The organism is Roseofilum sp. Guam, assembly GCF_017746735.1.
Lineage (GTDB): Bacteria > Cyanobacteriota > Cyanobacteriia > Cyanobacteriales > Desertifilaceae > Roseofilum > Roseofilum reptotaenium.
Genome location: NZ_JAGHZN010000020.1, coordinates 50674 through 66725, shown reverse-complemented (window position 1 = coordinate 66725; position 16052 = coordinate 50674). Strand labels below are relative to the sequence as shown.

The 16052-nt window shown below is 42.9% G+C and carries 18 protein-coding genes; 8 read left to right on the top strand and 10 right to left on the bottom strand.

The annotated features are described in order from the left end of the window. The first annotated feature begins 19 nt into the window (after positions 1-19). Positions 20-370 (top strand): XisI protein, encoded by a 351-nt coding sequence (locus J7529_RS09750; protein ID WP_318728828.1) that lies wholly within the window; start codon positions 20-22, stop codon positions 368-370. A 235-nt stretch (positions 371-605) separates the two neighbouring features. Here J7529_RS09750 and J7529_RS09745 read toward each other — a convergent pair whose 3' ends face one another. Beyond that, positions 606-1208, bottom strand: coding sequence for a Uma2 family endonuclease (locus tag J7529_RS09745; protein WP_318728816.1), 603 nt, complete (start codon positions 1206-1208; stop codon positions 606-608). Positions 1209-1439: 231 nt separating this feature from the next. Between J7529_RS09745 and J7529_RS09740 the strand changes: the two genes are divergently transcribed. The 3 genes from J7529_RS09740 to J7529_RS09730 all read left to right on the top strand — a co-directional run bounded on the left by J7529_RS09740 (position 1440) and on the right by J7529_RS09730 (position 2401). Continuing rightward, positions 1440-1562 (top strand): hypothetical protein, encoded by a 123-nt coding sequence (locus J7529_RS09740; protein WP_318728814.1) that lies wholly within the window; start codon positions 1440-1442, stop codon positions 1560-1562. Positions 1563-1756: 194 nt separating this feature from the next. Continuing rightward, on the top strand, positions 1757-1852 hold the full coding sequence (gene psaM / locus J7529_RS09735; RefSeq protein WP_271940292.1) for a photosystem I reaction center subunit XII: 96 nt from the start codon (positions 1757-1759) through the stop codon (positions 1850-1852). A gap of 144 nt (positions 1853-1996) precedes the next feature. Beyond that, positions 1997-2401 (top strand): hypothetical protein, encoded by a 405-nt coding sequence (locus J7529_RS09730; RefSeq protein WP_318728813.1) that lies wholly within the window; start codon positions 1997-1999, stop codon positions 2399-2401. A 17-nt stretch (positions 2402-2418) separates the two neighbouring features. Here the strand turns inward: J7529_RS09730 and J7529_RS09725 are convergent, their stop codons facing one another. Continuing rightward, the gene (locus J7529_RS09725) at positions 2419-3102 is read right to left on the bottom strand and encodes a tetratricopeptide repeat protein (RefSeq protein ID WP_318728812.1); all 684 of its coding nucleotides are present in this window, start codon (positions 3100-3102) and stop codon (positions 2419-2421) included. Positions 3103-3344: 242 nt separating this feature from the next. Here J7529_RS09725 and J7529_RS09720 point away from each other — a divergent pair, with 242 nt between their 5' ends. Both J7529_RS09720 and J7529_RS09715 read left to right on the top strand, forming a co-directional pair. Continuing rightward, positions 3345-3815 carry a hypothetical protein gene (locus tag J7529_RS09720; RefSeq protein ID WP_271940289.1) on the top strand — a complete coding sequence of 157 codons (471 nt, stop codon included), beginning with the start codon at positions 3345-3347 and terminating at the stop codon, positions 3813-3815. Positions 3816-3818: 3 nt separating this feature from the next. Next, positions 3819-4373 carry a glutathione S-transferase family protein gene (locus J7529_RS09715; protein WP_271940288.1) on the top strand — a complete coding sequence of 185 codons (555 nt, stop codon included), beginning with the start codon at positions 3819-3821 and terminating at the stop codon, positions 4371-4373. 76 nt (positions 4374-4449) lie between these two features. Here the strand turns inward: J7529_RS09715 and J7529_RS09710 are convergent, their stop codons facing one another. From J7529_RS09710 to proS, 5 genes are all read right to left on the bottom strand, one after another. After that, entirely contained in the window at positions 4450-4587 is a 138-nt protein-coding gene (locus J7529_RS09710; protein WP_271940287.1) for a photosystem II reaction center protein K, read from the bottom strand. A gap of 267 nt (positions 4588-4854) precedes the next feature. Next, positions 4855-5529 (bottom strand): Uma2 family endonuclease, encoded by a 675-nt coding sequence (locus tag J7529_RS09705; protein WP_318728811.1) that lies wholly within the window; start codon positions 5527-5529, stop codon positions 4855-4857. A 110-nt stretch (positions 5530-5639) separates the two neighbouring features. Then, entirely contained in the window at positions 5640-6776 is a 1137-nt protein-coding gene (tgt, locus tag J7529_RS09700) for a tRNA guanosine(34) transglycosylase Tgt (protein WP_318728810.1), read from the bottom strand. Between the two features lie 26 nt (positions 6777-6802). Beyond that, entirely contained in the window at positions 6803-8260 is a 1458-nt protein-coding gene (locus J7529_RS09695; protein WP_318728809.1) for a hypothetical protein, read from the bottom strand. Positions 8261-8410: 150 nt separating this feature from the next. Further along, positions 8411-10219, bottom strand: coding sequence for a proline--tRNA ligase (proS, locus tag J7529_RS09690; RefSeq protein WP_318728808.1), 1809 nt, complete (start codon positions 10217-10219; stop codon positions 8411-8413). A gap of 154 nt (positions 10220-10373) precedes the next feature. On the opposite strand from proS, the gene J7529_RS09685 reads away from it, so the two are divergent. Continuing rightward, entirely contained in the window at positions 10374-13202 is a 2829-nt protein-coding gene (locus J7529_RS09685) for a helicase-related protein (RefSeq protein WP_318728807.1), read from the top strand. Between the two features lie 54 nt (positions 13203-13256). Here the strand turns inward: J7529_RS09685 and J7529_RS09680 are convergent, their stop codons facing one another. Together J7529_RS09680 and J7529_RS09675 are read right to left on the bottom strand one after the other, a co-directional pair. Further along, positions 13257-13454, bottom strand: a complete 198-nt coding sequence (locus tag J7529_RS09680) for a hypothetical protein (protein ID WP_318728806.1) — start codon at positions 13452-13454, stop codon at positions 13257-13259. After that, positions 13447-13650, bottom strand: a complete 204-nt coding sequence (locus tag J7529_RS09675) for a DUF433 domain-containing protein (protein ID WP_318728805.1) — start codon at positions 13648-13650, stop codon at positions 13447-13449. Before J7529_RS09675 ends, J7529_RS09680 begins: the two co-directional genes overlap by 8 nt. A 257-nt stretch (positions 13651-13907) precedes the next feature. On the opposite strand from J7529_RS09675, the gene J7529_RS09670 reads away from it, so the two are divergent. Continuing rightward, positions 13908-14750, top strand: a complete 843-nt coding sequence (locus tag J7529_RS09670; protein ID WP_318728804.1) for a Uma2 family endonuclease — start codon at positions 13908-13910, stop codon at positions 14748-14750. On the opposite strand, the gene J7529_RS09665 is transcribed toward J7529_RS09670, so the two are convergent. Then, the gene (locus J7529_RS09665) at positions 14747-15934 is read right to left on the bottom strand and encodes a glycosyltransferase family 4 protein (protein ID WP_318728803.1); all 1188 of its coding nucleotides are present in this window, start codon (positions 15932-15934) and stop codon (positions 14747-14749) included. The genes J7529_RS09670 and J7529_RS09665 overlap by 4 nt on opposite strands. Positions 15935-16052: the final 118 nt, after the last annotated feature.

The window sequence follows — 16052 nt, the reverse complement described above, 5'->3', positions numbered from 1 at the left end:
GGTTTATTTTGAGTATCATATCATAGAGCAAACCCTATCACACCAGCTAATAATCCAAGCTATTCAGCACCTCTTAGAAACCTATGCTCATTTCAGTGCCGATCCAGAAGACGGAGTAGACACACAATTAATTTTCGATCCAGTTAGAGATCATTACCAGCTTTTTCATGTGGGTTGGATAGGGGATTACCGGATTTATAGCTCTATTTTACATTTTGATATTAAAGACGAAAAAGTTTGGATACAGCACAATGGGACAGAATATGATGTGGGTCAAGAATTGCACGATTTAGGAGTGCCGAAAACGGATATTGTCATTGGTTTTCATTCTCCATTTAAACGACAGTTTACTGAGTATGCTGTAGGGTGATTCGTGGCCAGAAATCTGATTTCTTAATCCCAAAAACCGTAGGGGTAGGTTTACCAACATCTTCAATGCCCACCGATAACTGTTGTAAACCTGCCCTCCAACCCTTCGCAGTGGCAAGAAATTGGGTTGGTGGGTATCCCTAGGAGGTGGGGCGGGTTTTGGGAATTGATTGGTGGGTAGCCTAAATTTGGGTTAAACCCGCCCCTACAAACCCCATTAATAATTATTAATTATTTCATTTTTTCATCCATCTGCGAAACTCATTTGCAGCTTCTAAGCGTGACGTTTGTGCCATCAAAACGCAGCGAGTGAGCAGTTCTATATCCAAGTCGATTAGTTCCGGGATTTCACTGCGGGAAATTTGACTGTAATTTTCCCCTCGCAGTCGATAGAGGCTAAATACACCATCTTCCCAAAACCATACTTCTGGAATACCTAGGAGGCGGTAGCGTTGCAGTTTGTTGGGGCTGCCACTGGTAAAGATGACTTCGATGACTAAATCTGGGCTAGGCTTAGATGTACTGAAACAATAGGATTCGTCCGGTTCAGCGGAAACTGTACCTTCGCGCTCCTGCGTAGTCGAGCCAAGGGGTTCAAATTCAATGCCCATTTCCAGACAAAATAACCCAATCAGAAATCCAATTAAGCGACTGAAAAACTCGTGTTCTCGTCCCGGTGTGAGAATTTCTACGGTATTTTGGGTGTAAAAAAGCCGCAGATTACGGCGATCGCCAAATCCAGACTGAAGAAGTTTGAATTGCTCCCAAGTAATTCCAGGATGGACAATACGCTGATCCGACGATGGAGACTTGACTTGTTGGGATTGCAGTTGAACCATAGTCCTATCGCACTTCCTTCTGGTAAACAATTATTACAATTTTTGCTAATTTGGATAAAATTGTCCTCAAAAAATAGAGGAATTTATAGGAGAGATAATAAGCTTCTGGGAAAATCCCGACGGGAAATTCCCAGAAACCGAACTTTAACAGCCTCCTAAGTCCATCCAGAGAGGGATTTTACTGACTCAACCCCCCGCTCTGGAACTGAAAATAATTAGGAGAATAAATCCATGTTAACCAACAAATCTGGGATTAATGCAGTGACTCGCACCCTTAAGCGCGTTGCTCTTGGCGTAACATCCGTGGTTCTTTGTTGGAGCGACGTTAATATTCATACTGTAGTTAACGTTTAATAATAGGATAAAAACCCCCTATCTCCCTATCCCCTCATCCCCCCACCTTGCCATTTTCCAGGTGAGAATGAAAATTCCCTGCTTAAAGACAGGGATGCCGGCTAAATGTTACGGTATGTAACAAACCTATTCCCCTAGAGGGCAATTTAAGCAACAGTGTTGAACAAACCTATGTTTAACAGGAGTTCTTGATCATGGCTTTATCAGATACTCAAGTATTTGTGGCTCTAGTTCTGGCTTTAATCCCAGGAATCTTAGCTTTCCGCCTCTCTACCGAACTGTATAAGTAAGGTTGAAGTCCCTGTTAATCAAGGGTCTTTGAGAATTCTGGGGGGAATACGGAAAAAACTTTTGAGAATGGGCGGTTAGGGTTAACTCTAAGGTGTATTATCAGGGCATAAATTTTTGTTGCGCTGTAATCCTCTAAAACGCCCATGCTTGCTAGTGAGCCAACCCCCCAGAGACCCCCTCATTCCGTTAATCCATTGGATCGTCGTCGGATGCGGAACCAGCGCCAACGATCGCGTCGTCGCTCCTCTCCCTTAGCTGCGGCGATCGCCTGGGAAACAATGATGAAGTTAAGTGTTAATCTGGTTTTGGTCGTGGTCGCAACTGGGGCAGTGATGCGCCTGATTCCCTATCATCGGTCAGTAGAAGAAAAGTTAGAAATTGTCGAGATTCAAGTTCAGCAAACTCAAGACCGGGTCACTCAACTACAACAAGATTTTGACCGATCTTTCGATCCTGAGCAAGCGAAGCAAGTGATGGCTGAACAAAGTCATCGGATCGATCCGCAAAGACGTTCTGTGGTTTGGAAAAAGGAACGGGTAGATCGATAACTCATTCTGGAAACTCCTTAATCTGCAAGGGGTTTGAGGAGTTGATCTTTCCAATGCAGAACCCGTTGATATTGGCGTTGTTCGGCTCCTGAGAGCTGAGGAGTATTTTGGAAGTGGTCGATCGCTCTTTGGTAGTCGGAGATCGCCCAATTCCAATCTCCCATAAGATGATAGGTGCGTCCCCGTTCGGCGTAAATATAGCCTTCTAGACGACCCAGACGCAGGGCAAAGTCCAGGTTATCGAGAGCAAGTTCATAAATCTGAAGTTGCCTAAAGGTAATTCCTCGGTTAATCCAAGCTTGGATTTTTAAGGGATTTAAATCTAACGTTTGATCGTAGTCGAGCAGAGCAGCGTAGAGATCTCCTAGGCGAGCGTAGGCATTGGCACGATTATTATACGCTCGATCGAGCGTAGGATTCAGTTGGATCGCTTGGCTATAGTCGGCGATCGCCAGTTCCACCTCTCCATCCTGAAAATAGGCATATCCGCGATTATTGTAGTGATCGGCACAAATAGGATCGGATTCAATTAGACAAGTTAACAGGTCAATAGCACCTAAATAGTCCCCTTGTTCTAAGCGAACTTTGGCTTGTTGGCTCAATTTTCGATTAACGGGGGGGCTTTCTGTTTTCGGTTGAGGTTGCCTTGGATATAAACCTCCGAAAGAATCAACACTAGAAGTAGAAAGATTGATGCCCATGAACTGTACCTCAATGACTGACTGTACTTTATCTTTGATACCTTCACTGTAAGGGGGAAATCCTGATGGAAAAAGCGCGAATGTACCAGTTACTCAGGTGGCTAATGGTAAGATGCAACATATGGAATAGCGGGGTGCGCCGATCGAGGTCTCTGTTACTTTCGGTTTGGGAGAGCGCTTAAACTCTTGCTTCCTCCTAGTTAGGTTGATATCCGATCCATTGATTTATATTCCTCACCCTTATGACTGCTGAACAAACCTATCCCAATGCCCCCGATGTATCCGGGGATGATTATTTAGTCGTTGGCTTGGCCACTTGCTTTATTAAGGAAGATGGAGAGGTCTATCCGGTTAAAGTAATAGAACCGATCCCTTCAGCCGCTCTAGAAGCTTTATTTAAGGGAATTCCCACCTCCTATGAAATGGCCTTAGGAACCACATTAGGTACGGTACTGATCCACCAGACCCCCCAAAAACCGACCGAGTTCCCAGAGAAGCCCCAGTTCTGTGACGAGTTTGTAGAACGGGCGATCGCCGCTGTTCGCAGTTATAAGGTTCCCAGTCATGAACGTGTTAAAACTAAAATTCCCATCGGCACTTGTCATCAGGATTTTAACTTTTCCACGGAGCGCAAACGAGTTTTAAATATGACGAATGTGGTTCGCACAGAAGATAATGTAAAACAACATGAACATACCCATAAGGTGCTTTAAGGAATGATCAAACTCTATGGTGGCCCGCGAACTCGTGGAACTTTAGTTCAGTGGTATTTAGAGGAACTGGGTGTTCCCTATGAATTGATTGCTGTGGACATCCAAGGGCAAGAACATAAGAAACCGGACTATTTGGCAATTCATCCCATGGGGAAAGTTCCTGCCCTCGTAGATGGCGATTTTACCATTTGGGAATCTGGGGCAATTTTAATGTATCTGGCTCTCCAGTATGGCAATGCTCAGGGATCGGTGCAAGAGATCGCACAGATGAACCAGTGGGTGGTCTTTGCCAATGCTAGTTTGGGCCCAGGGGTGTTTATTGAAGCATCCCGCGATCGCGCCTTAGCGGATTTTATGCCTCCCCTGAATCAACGTCTACAAGCTCAACCGTTTTTACTCGGCGATCGGCTTACCGTAGCGGATGTCGCAGTCGGATCGCTTCTCTTCTATATGCCTGTGATGCTCAAGCTTGATTTGAGTGAGTATCCAGCCGTTACGGAGTACATCCAGCGTTTATCCGAACGTCCCGCTTTCCAAAATACCCTTGGCAAACGCTAGATGCATAAAAATGAGACAGGCTTAAAACCTGTCTCTAGGGAAATAAATGTTTCTGATGTTACATTTATCTTAAACTCTATTTAAACCCAACTGCTGCTTGCCAAACAAAGGCCAGCAGTAAGAAAAAGATAGGAATTACAGGCAAAACATCGATTAGTGGGCTAAAGGCTGAATAGGCTTCAGGTAATTTTGCCAACAGCAGTGCTGCTTCCATAAGTGTGTTTTCCTCTCCAACAGTACGGGGCATGATTTTCAGAATTGAAAAAAATATTAACATATACTGCCGCACCAGGGAATAGGGAAGCAGGGAGTTTTCATTCTTCCTTCAAAAATGTCAAGGTGGGGGGATGGGGAGATGGGGAGATGGGGGGATGAGGAGGTGAGGGGATAGGGAGATAGGGGGTTTTTATCCTATTATTAAAAGTGTACTGTTCAAAAAAAAGGACAAAACTCTCTACCTAATCACCTGTTAAGCGATAGTTTATTGATCGACAAAGGATTGATGTTCAGGGGTGGCTAATCCGACTTGTAAGCTGGCTAATACCTGAGCTAAGTCACCGGATAATAGGGCAGCTTGATTTAAACACAAGCCAGGGAAAACTTGAGAATAGATTATTCCGTCTGCATTGGGTTCAAGTTTGATATATTGTTCATTCTGTAATCGGAACCAATCGAGTTCACCGTCATTGACGCGCCAGATTAAATATTCTTGCACTTGATTGCGACGATAAACATTGAGTTTTTGATGTAAGTCAATGGAAACACTACTGGCGGCAATTTCAACAATTAATTCTGGCGCACCTTCAACATAACCATCTTCACTAATTGTCGATTGTCCCTCTTCTTTGATTCTCAGGAGTGCGTCAGGTTGAGGTTCATTGTCAGCATCTAGACGGACGGTACAATTATCGCCTAATTGTAGATTAGGAGTAAAGGCTTTGTAGAAAGTGAGCCAGCCGATAATATGAGCATGGGGTTCACCGTGTTGTTCAATTCTTAGGGGAGATGCCATATAAACAATTCCTTCGATTAATTCGGCTTTTTTGTGATCGGGCATGGCATAATAACGGCGCTCAAATTCTGTGCGAGTGAGCTTGTCGCCATTTTCTAGGGGAGGAATGGTTGCTCTTGGATTAATTGATTCAGTGACTATCATATTTATAGTTGAGGAGGTTAGAGAGGATCGCGTAAGGTATAGCCCCTCTGCGTCAACCCCCTTTCCCGTGAGAGAGGGGGCATCAAGAGGTATTTCATAGGTTTGAAGGGCTATCTCTTTTCATGGTACTGATGGCTTTCTGGAGGGGCAAGGTAGTGACCAAATTCAGAGAGGAAGCGATCGCCTAAAATAGCCTCTCGAATGCGTGCGGTAAAACGCACCAGTTCCGTAATATTGTGGATCGACAGGAGCGTATACACCAACAGTTCGCGACAGCGCCATAAATGCCCCAAATAAGCACGGCTAAAATTTTGACAAGTATAACAGGGGCATTCAGCATCAAGGGGAGCAAAGTCTTCTCGAAATTGGGCATTTTTAATATTCCAGCGCTCTCCCCGGACGAATACTGCCCCATGACGGGCTAACCGGGTGGGAATAACACAATCAAATAGATCGATGCCAGCGGCGATCGCCTGTACCATTTCTTGATAGGTTCCTACTCCCATAAGATAGCGGGGTTTTTCCGTAGGAAGTAGGGGAGCTGTCACCTTTACAATTTGGTTAATCAGATCTCCCGGTTCACCCACACTCACGCCACCAATAGCATAGCCGGGTAAATTAAGGTCTACTAATTGCTCGGCTGCGGCGGTTCTTAGGTCAGCATATACTCCCCCCTGAACGATACCAAACAACGCCTGTTCGGAGCGATCATGGGTAGCTATGCAGCGTTTTAGCCATCGATAGGTACGCTCTGTGGCAGCGATAACGGCTTCTTTAGAGGCGGGATAGGGAGGACATTCGTCAAACGCCATAATGACATCTGCACCGAGCTGATTTTGGATGGCGATCGCCTTTTCTGGAGTAAGATGAATAATTCGTCCATCTCTGGGCGATCGAAATTTTACCCCCTCTTCCTGAATAGTTCGCAAGCTGGCTAAACTAAAAACCTGAAATCCTCCAGAATCAGTTAACATTGGCCCATCCCATCCCATAAACCGATGCAAACCACCAGCACGAGCAATTAAATCTTCTCCCGGTTGTAGATGCAAATGATAGGTATTGGCTAAAACCATTTGAGCGCCTGTCCCTTTCAGTTGTGCAGGCGTTAGCGCTTTTACCGTTGCTAACGTGCCGACAGGCATAAATCTAGGAGTTTCTACTTTTCCGTGGGGAGTCAAAAAGGTAGCTGCTCTCGCTTGAGTCTGGGAGCATTGGGCTTGTATAGAAAACTGAAAGGGTTGATGCATAAGGCCAGAAATTGATGGATTGTATGTTAGAGAGATGTTGAAGAAGCCTCTATTTCCGGTAATTTGAGTAAGAGTCCTGCAATAAACCAATAATACACCGCTACTGGATCGACATCTAGGGGATAATAATAAGGAAAATAGCTCACAATCAGAATAAAAATCCAGAAACAAACCGCTATTTTTTTCCAGCTAGGCTTCTGTAATGAACGATAAGCTTTATAGGTTAAAAAGACCAAGATAGAAACCACCACTAAAAAAGCAAGTAACCCCAAAGGGCCAATTTCATAAAGGACCTTAGCATGGAACGTTTCAATTAATCGAGTTGGGGCAAATTTTCGCGCTGCATTCGTCGCCGCACCAATCCCTTTTCCCCAAATCCCTTCTTGCTGACTCCAAACGGATTGCCATTGATCTCGCATAAAATCGAGGGGAGGGGAAACTGTCCAGCGATTTACCAAGCTATCTATGCGCTGTTCCACCCGATTGATCGTTTGAATAATCACAGCGCTGGCGACAAGTGCCGCCCCCCATTTTAAGGGTAATTGTTTTTTCTTGGAGGTCGTTAAGAGCTGTAAAATCATAAAGATAATTGGCACTAATGCTAGAGCAATTCTTTGACCGGAAAATACAGCCATTATGATCAGCAATCCTGTGCTAAAGACACTGATATGCTTCCATTTTTTTTGAGGATCTCCAACATCAGTAGTAAACAAGAAAAACATACCAGAAATTAAAAACCATCCCCATTGCCAAGGCGCAACAAATGTACCGGGTAATCGAACCAATCCGGCATTTGGATTATATAAAACTGCTCCACCGATAAAGCAACGGGCTTGTAGGCTAGCGCGATATAGAGATTCTCCTGAAAGGGGTCTACTTCCTGGGCAAATACCTTTGGTTAGCAGTAAATATTGAATAAATCCTAGGGCACAACAAATTAAGATTAGAACAGTGTGCAGTCTCAGAAAAAAGGATAATTCTTTTTTACTATACATTAAATAATAGGCACAAAGCATTAAGGGGATATAGCTGAACAGGGTCTTGAGACCCACAATTCCCATGAGCATTTGATTCCCTAGAGTGGGATTGAAGCTTTCGCGAATAATGCTAATCCAAAAAAAGTGAACTAATGCGATCGAGACTAAAGTGATTAGAGGAATATATAGAGGTTTAATTTTTTGCCAAAAAGGTTTAAGATAGTCGCGATCGTGGATCAAAATCGAGATTAGAGCGGGAATATAAAATAAATCTTTGACTAAATGAAATAGGGGGTTACTGTTGGCAATCATATGGGTAACTGTTCCAGCAAAGGGCATATAGATCAAAAAGACCCAAAGTCCTAAAGCCGGATAAGTATAAGAAAAGCCCATTATCGCCCCTGCCAGTCCTGCAAAAATACCAGCAATTAAACCATCGAGTAGAGCAAATAATATCCCTGGTAAAAGGATAAAAGCGATTAATTGAATTAGTTCTCGGCGTTCCATTAGGGAATAGGGAATAGAGTATAGGGAATACTAGGTTTTGCCCTTTCCTTAGCACCAATTAGGCACAGTCCAGGAAATTCTTCATTGAGCTAATGACGAACTTGCTCTATGGTACTGTGCCCATTTGAAAATGTCCCACTTATGCAATTTTTAGGCGTTTAAAGCAGTTTGAATGCGCTTTTGGAGAACCGAAATGACTTCGTCTATAGCGACTTCTTCAGAAGCGAGGGTTGCCCGTTCTACACATTCAACTTTACCAGATTTGATGGCTCTGCCGGTCACCAAACGATAGGGAATGCCGATTAAATCTGCATCCTTGAATTTTACCCCAGCTCGCTCATTGCGGTCATCAAGTAAGACCTCAATTCCAGCTTTTTGCAGGTCTTGATAGAGCTTTTCGGCGACTTCCATCTGTTGACTATCGGTAATATTGGGAACGCAGATGATGACCGTATAGGGCGCGATCGCCACTGGCCAAATAATCCCATTCTTATCATAGGACTGTTCCACGGCCGCTTGCGCGAGGCGAGAGACTCCAACCCCATAACATCCCATATAACAGGGCAATTCTTCCCCCTGTTCGCTGGTAAACGTGGCATTCATAGCCTGGGAATACTTGGTTCCCAACTGGAAAATATGACCGACTTCAATGCCTCTGGCAGTTTGTAATATTTGCGTCGGGTCGTGAACGGCGCGATCGCCGGCTTTTGCAGTACGCACATCCACAATGCGATCGGGCAAAACAAACTGATCGCCCCAATTTGCGCCGATCAGATGATAACCAGTCTCATTGGCTCCTGTGGCAAAATGTTTCAACTCCACCGCTGTTTTGTCCACCAACCGCAAAAACTTGGGCGCTAAATTCTCTTGTTGAGTAATATATTCATCTCCTAAACCCGGATCGATATACCCCAACGGTAAGGGTTTCGCGGCCCATTTGCTCTGAGCTTCCGGATCGGGAACGGTGAGCGCCAAAACTGCTTTCGCGCCGTATTCTGGAGCTAGAGCAGTTAACTCATTGGAGAGTTTTACCTCATTTACATCTTGGTCACCGCGAATATTAACCAGCACCAAGACCGTCATTCCATTATCATAAACAGCCTGATACAGTACATTTTTTACCGTATTGGTGGCATCACAACCGAGCGCCTCGCAGAGCGTAGCAATGGTATTGGTATTTGGCGTTTCCACCTTTTTATACTCTGTAAACGGAGAAGGTTGAACTTCTGCGGGAAGAGAAACCGCTTTTTCCACATTGGCCGCATATTGGCTATCTTCGGTGTAGAGAACCTCATCTTCTCCAGCCTCAGCCAACACCATAAACTCTTGAGAAACCCCGCCCCCAATAGCTCCAGAGTCCGCTTGTACCGGCTGAAATTTCAGACCACATCGCCGCAGCATATTCCGATAGGCTCGATCCATATCCTGGTACGTCTGTTTCAAACTGTCCCGGTTAGTATGAAACGAATAGCCATCCTTCATAATAAATTCCCGACCCCGCATCAGGCCAAACCGGGGACGAATTTCATCGCGGAACTTGGTTTGAATTTGATACAGATGAACTGGTAGTTGCCGATACGAACGAATCATATCACGGGCGATCGCCGTAATCACCTCCTCATGGGTTGGCCCTAACCCCAACTCCCGCTTTTGCCGATCCTGCAACGCAAACATAATACCTTCGGCTTTCGTATAGGTTTCCCAACGTCCCGACTCTTGCCATAGATCTGACGGTTGCAATTGGGGAAGCAAGCATTCCTGGGCCCCCGTAGCATTCATTTCCTCACGTACAATTTGGGAGACTTTTTGCAAAACTCGCCACATTAGGGGAAGATAAGCATAGAGTCCGCTACCAATTCGACGAATATATCCTGCCCGAACCAATAACTTATGGCTGGGAATTTCTGCTTCTGCTGGGTCATCTCGCAGCGTATTAAACAGCATTTGTGACAGTCGCATTCTGTGTTGCTCCCATTTAGACCAACTTACTATTATCTCATAGGGAGTGGCGATCGAACGTTAAACCTTAAGTTTGATCTCCATGATAAGGGTGGTTACCCATTACAGTAAATTATTGCTATAGTGGGTGTATATCTTACCACTACAGCATCAAATGAATACACTTACTCCATCCAATACAAAACCCTTATGTTGGTTTGAATCGGGTGAATCCTTAGAGTGGATTACCAAACACTTACAAAAGACCCATCATACTATTCGGATTGCTACAGCTTTTTTTACCATTAAAGGCTGGAATTTGATCCGTCGCTACACTACAGATAAGAAAACCTATATTTTAGTTGGTTTAGAAGATCCTGGTGAACAACGAGCCAAAATAGCCTTAGTTCAAGAAATCATGAAGGAGTTGCGTTCCGGGTTAGATCGAGATCGACGCAAAGCGGTTCTTGAACTGGTTAATAAAATAGAGTCCAATGAATTTGGAATTGTCGATGCTAGATCAACCGATCATCACAATAAGTTATTTATTTTCGATACCAAAATCGCGATTCAATCTTCTTCAAACTTGACTTTTAAGGGACTAACTCAACAAGTGGAAGGGGGTCTAGTTACGGATCAAATAGCAGAGATAGAATATCTAGTTGAACAATTTGATCGATATTTTGCCGATGCTCATGATCTCACTGAAGATTTACTAGATGTTTTACGGAGATGGTTACAACTCGCCACACCTTGGGATATTTATTTAAAAACCATGTTGGCATTTGAAAATATACAATCCCCCAAGACTCGTTATGATAAAAAACCGGTATCATATCAAATTGATATGATTGCACAGACACTACGACAAATACGAGCTTTTGATGGCTCAATGATTGTTGCATCTACTGGACTAGGAAAAACGGTTATTGCCGTTCATGTAGCTATACATCTTAAGGAAGAAGATTTAATCGATAATGTGATGATTATTGGGCCAAAGACTGTTAGTAGGAATTGGGACACAGAAATGATGAAAGCTGGACTTCACTGTAAGTATTTTGTGCGACAAACATTTGATAGAACAACATCGCAACGAGATCATAATTTGAAAACATTTGAACAAATATTACAAGATTGTGAACAACAACGTTGGATGCTGATTATTGATGAATGTCACGAATTCAGAAATCGATTTCAACAAAACTTGTTCAATTTAATCAAAAATCCACCAGAGCGCAGAGCTTTTACACGACTTCGAGAGTTTATTAAAAAAGGGGGTTTGAAAGTTTTAAATTTAACAGGCTCTCCTTATGGCACAGATATTGACAATCTTAATCATCAATTGTGTCTTCTACCTCATAAAGCTGAAAGAAGGCAATATCCATTTGATTGGTTTACGGAAAACTGTCCAGATCATCAACATCTATTCGAGGCAGAAACTAAAGATGCGAATGCTTGGTATGTTAAGGACATCGATCAATTTATCCAGGTTCCAGTAGTCAGTCAGTTAACTACCCCTCATGTAGCTAAATACTATGGGCAACAAGATAAACAGGGAACGTATATTCAGTTTACTAATGAAAAACGTTATGTACCTGATGTTACCCTTCATACTGTAACATTTCCTTTGATTTTTGAGTCAGAATTAACTGAAATTATTGCTAAAGGTTATTTTGAAGTTGCCACTAAAAATGCCAGATTCAAAAAAAATGCTATGTTCAAAGATATATTTAATCGGTTGGTTAAATTAGCGTGGGCAAGTTCTCCATTAGCTCTCAAAGATATTTTACAAAGTATTGCGGATACCCCTGAAGGTGAAAACAGTTATAACTTAGAAAAAATTTGCTTTTGTATTCCTCGTGAAGATAGAGAGAAAGTTCTAAAACCTATCCTCGAAAAACTCGAAAAATCAAATTATGAAGATGCTAAGTTCAGTGGTTTATTGGAAGTCTTATTTCGTGTTTTTGATAGAAAAGTAGAGGAACAAAAAAAAGTGATTATTTTTTGTGAAAGACGACCGACTGTAGTCTATTTGTATAAAAAACTCAAACATTTTTTTTCTAAACTAAAAATTGCAGCAACGATTCAACCAAGTGAAGATGATCAAAAATATAAATTAAAAAATAGTTATGAAATTGAAGAAATGATTAAAAAATTTGCGCCGCAATCAAATGATAACATAATTGGTGATAACTTAGAAGAGTATAATATTTTTCTCTCAACTGATGCTCAAGGTGTAGGAGTCAATATGCAAGATGCATCTATTGTAATAAATTATGATATTGCCTGGACTCCGATTAATCCTGTTCAGAGAGCCGGGCGTATTCTGCGATTTTGGTATACTCATCGTATGATTGAGGTTTATACTTTTATTCCTAAAAGTGTTGGTTATTTCGGCAAGTTCACGGGTATTCAACAAGATTTAATTGACATAGAGAAGCGATGGCAAACTCTAGTTTCACGTCATGAAAAATCCAGTAAAATCATTGAGTTACCTGTCTTGACAACTGCTGAAACTGAAGAGTTAAATGTTACTGCATTGACATCTGAAGTAACTATTAAATCGGGAGAGCTAGATCTAGATGCTTTAGCTGATTTAGAAATCTCTCCTTACTACGAACATACGGCAAAACTGCAAATCAATCGAGAGTACGCTAAAACTCTATCAGATGATTTGATTAGTGGTAAATCCTATTCAGGGCAGCAGCATTTATTATATCTTTTAATTCGATACAACAATAACTACTATGGAATGTTTTATAATCCAAGAACTAAAGACTTAACTGAACCGGATGTTGTGGAAGTATTAAGGAAAATTTCTTGCGATCAAGATACTCCAACGGCTCCTATTGATTATGATGAAGTGGATAATCTAAACAATGACTGTATTAAGTGTTGGTGTGAAAAACATAAAGTCACACCCGATGAATTGGAGAATGTTGAACGAATTTGCAGCTTATATTTAATTCCAGAAAATGAAGATGATTTTACTAAGCTGTTTTAAAACAACGGCATGAGAAACCAGGTTTCTCGATTCAAGTAACGGCGATAATTTGATTCAATCCGTTGATGATAGATCAATATCTAGATCTTCTGGTGCAATCCACACCACTTTTCCATCCTTCCATGCTGCCACTGGATTTCCGAGTTGTTTGTGTTCCCATACTGCTCGATTAACAGCTTTTTTAATCGCCTGATCAATTAAAGTACCTTCAGCCAAAATAGCGTCAATGTCCTTATCATTTGTTTCACTCATGATTCGCCTCATCCAGACAGGCATAGATTTGTTCTTGCACCAGATCGGGAAATTCATCAAGAATCAATTCAATGGTATAATTAGAAGCTAAATACCCTAAAACTAAACTCGCAGGAATTCGAGTTCCTCTGATTCTGGGTTTCCCTCGCAGGATATCGGGTGTACTGACGATGTGTTCTTTCCAATTTACAGGCATAATTAATCGGTGTTGATAGAACTATAGCGCTTCGCTCTAGGGAATAGGCAATAGGGAATAGGCAATAGCTTGTATGGCTTAGAGTTGAAGGCTTCAAGCTGTATCTCATAGAAGAGAGAAACGCTATACTGAGATTGTAACTTAGGGAGATAGAGAAATTCCGTTAAGGTTGAGCAACTCGGTTTCTTGCACTCTGCGATCGCCAAAATCAACCGATTTAGATATACTGTGAGAACCGAGTGTTGAGGGAAAGAGCCATGTCAGTCCAACTTATTGACGAACAATTACCTCAGACTGAACCACAAGAGCAAGAAGTCATTCCCCTTCCGCCAACCGACTTACCCTACGACGACGGAGAACCCTTGGAAAGCAACCGCCATCGCATCGCCATGAATGTTCTGATTGCTTCCTTGCATCAGGCGTATCAAGAACGCAATGATTATTACACGGGTGGGAATATGTTCGTCTACTACAGTAGCGCACAAGTCCGAAACAAAGACTTTCGCGGCCCGGATTTTTTTGTGGTATTAGATGTAGATGGAACAATTGAGCGCCGCAGTTGGATCTTGTGGGAAGAGCAAGGACGCTATCCCGATGTGATTGTGGAATTGATGTCACCTTCGACGGCAGAAGTTGACCGCAATCAGAAGAAAGAGTTGTATGAAAAAGTCTGGAAAACGAACGATTATTTTATCTACGATCCCTTTGACTCTGAGTCATTACAGGGATGGAATTTAAGCGGAAGGCGCAAGTATGATGAAATAAATCCCAACGATCGCGGATGGCTGTGGTGTGAGAGTTTGGGATTGTACTTGGGAACTTGGAATGGGGAATTGATGAAGGAAGATGCCCCTTGGTTGCGCTTTTATGATGCTGAGGGTAATTTGGTATTGTTGCCAGAAGAGTTGGCAGTGCAGGAGCAGGAAAGAGCAGATCGCCAACAGGAAAGAGCTGATATTGCTGAATCAGAGCGCGATCGCGAACGCCAGGAAAAGGAATTGGAGCGAGAAAGAGCCGATCGCGCTGAATCTAATTTACAACAATTACGCGAAAAACTCCGACAGTTAAATATCGATCCGGATGCTCTCGAGTCCCCTTAATTGACCAAGCTCCGGTAAGATGCATCGTTACTCTGTTCAATGACTTCATCATAAAGCTGTTCCACCTGAGAAATATTACGATTAAGCGTATAGCGCTCTAATACTCGTTGACGTGCTTTTTGGCCCAGCATGATACTTAATTCAGGATGATCTCGAAACAAAGGAAGTAAGGTTTGCAACTCAGTCGTTACGCGATTCGCATTTAAAATCACCCCTGCACCCTTTTCCAAAACCTCACCATCAGCTCCCACATCCGTTGCCAGACAAGCCGTTCCGCAAGCCATGGACTCCAACAGAGAGAGAGACAACCCTTCAACAAAAGAAGGCAAAATAAATACATCTGTGCCCCGTAAAATTTCGATTCGACGCTGCTCATCGCCAATAAAGCCTAACCAAACAATCCCCTGTTCTGCTCCATAGGAAGCTCTGAGAGCAGTTTGCAGAGGGCCAGTACCGACGATCGCCAACTTACACCCCAGCCCCAAATCTGCCATTCTCCAAGCCTTCAGCAAGGACTCCACATTTTTCTCAATAGCAATGCGTCCTTGATACAAAAATAACCGTTCTGCCTGCAATTGCTGCTTAATCGAAGAAGGGCCAGGGGAATATTTCAGGGCATCTACCCCATTAGGAATCACCACCACTTTGAATTCCGGAACCCCCAGTTTAATCAGAATCTCGCGCTGCATCTGGGAAAACACAATGGTTTTATCATAATTTGCCAAACCAGGGGCATAAAGTTGATAGGTGAGTTGTTGCGTTCCCGAAGAAAAATTGCGTAATTTGCGGTCAAATGCTGGATGAAAGGTCGCCACCAAAGGTAAATTTAAATCTTGGCAAATTTCCGGCAGCAAAAAATCCAGAGGAGACAAAGTTAAAGACGCATGAACCAGATCCGGTTGCAAAGAATGGAGCGATCGCGCTAAAACCTTAGACGAACTCAACGTCGGAATCGTATAAATCGTCGATTTATACAAACAAGGAATCGGCACTTCTGGACAATCCGGCCAGCCTTCCGAAGAGGCTTGAGCGCCATTCGCGGGCAGTTCTGCGACCCCATCCTCCGAGGCAAAATGAAAGAAGCTCACCTGATGTCCGCGATCGAGCAACGCATTCGTCACCTCACGGGAATAAGTGACGTTACCACAGAACGGAGATTTTTTACCAAGCCAAGCGATATGCATTCAATTGCCAAAAAGGGAAGAATCATTGGGTAGGAGACGACAATCGTTAGATCTATTGCATAAGTGGACAAAAAATGAATAGGAATGGAGTAATCATAATATTCTCCTGACTATTGTT

Coding starts and splice junctions, on each gene's coding strand:
- J7529_RS09745 (WP_318728816.1), bottom strand. CDS start 1,208: ATGGTTCAACTGCAATCCCAACAAGTCAAGTCTCCATCGTCGGATCAG.
- J7529_RS09665 (WP_318728803.1), bottom strand. CDS start 15,934: ATGCATATCGCTTGGCTTGGTAAAAAATCTCCGTTCTGTGGTAACGTC.
- J7529_RS09720 (WP_271940289.1), top strand. CDS start 3,345: ATGACTGCTGAACAAACCTATCCCAATGCCCCCGATGTATCCGGGGAT.
- J7529_RS09695 (WP_318728809.1), bottom strand. CDS start 8,260: ATGGAACGCCGAGAACTAATTCAATTAATCGCTTTTATCCTTTTACCA.
- J7529_RS09670 (WP_318728804.1), top strand. CDS start 13,908: ATGTCAGTCCAACTTATTGACGAACAATTACCTCAGACTGAACCACAA.
- J7529_RS09740 (WP_318728814.1), top strand. CDS start 1,440: ATGTTAACCAACAAATCTGGGATTAATGCAGTGACTCGCACCCTTAAG.
- J7529_RS09710 (WP_271940287.1), bottom strand. CDS start 4,587: ATGGAAGCAGCACTGCTGTTGGCAAAATTACCTGAAGCCTATTCAGCC.
- J7529_RS09675 (WP_318728805.1), bottom strand. CDS start 13,650: ATGCCTGTAAATTGGAAAGAACACATCGTCAGTACACCCGATATCCTG.
- J7529_RS09715 (WP_271940288.1), top strand. CDS start 3,819: ATGATCAAACTCTATGGTGGCCCGCGAACTCGTGGAACTTTAGTTCAG.
- J7529_RS09680 (WP_318728806.1), bottom strand. CDS start 13,454: ATGAGTGAAACAAATGATAAGGACATTGACGCTATTTTGGCTGAAGGT.
- J7529_RS09685 (WP_318728807.1), top strand. CDS start 10,374: ATGAATACACTTACTCCATCCAATACAAAACCCTTATGTTGGTTTGAA.
- proS (WP_318728808.1), bottom strand. CDS start 10,219: ATGCGACTGTCACAAATGCTGTTTAATACGCTGCGAGATGACCCAGCA.
- J7529_RS09705 (WP_318728811.1), bottom strand. CDS start 5,529: ATGATAGTCACTGAATCAATTAATCCAAGAGCAACCATTCCTCCCCTA.
- psaM (WP_271940292.1), top strand. CDS start 1,757: ATGGCTTTATCAGATACTCAAGTATTTGTGGCTCTAGTTCTGGCTTTA.
- J7529_RS09725 (WP_318728812.1), bottom strand. CDS start 3,102: ATGGGCATCAATCTTTCTACTTCTAGTGTTGATTCTTTCGGAGGTTTA.
- J7529_RS09730 (WP_318728813.1), top strand. CDS start 1,997: ATGCTTGCTAGTGAGCCAACCCCCCAGAGACCCCCTCATTCCGTTAAT.
- tgt (WP_318728810.1), bottom strand. CDS start 6,776: ATGCATCAACCCTTTCAGTTTTCTATACAAGCCCAATGCTCCCAGACT.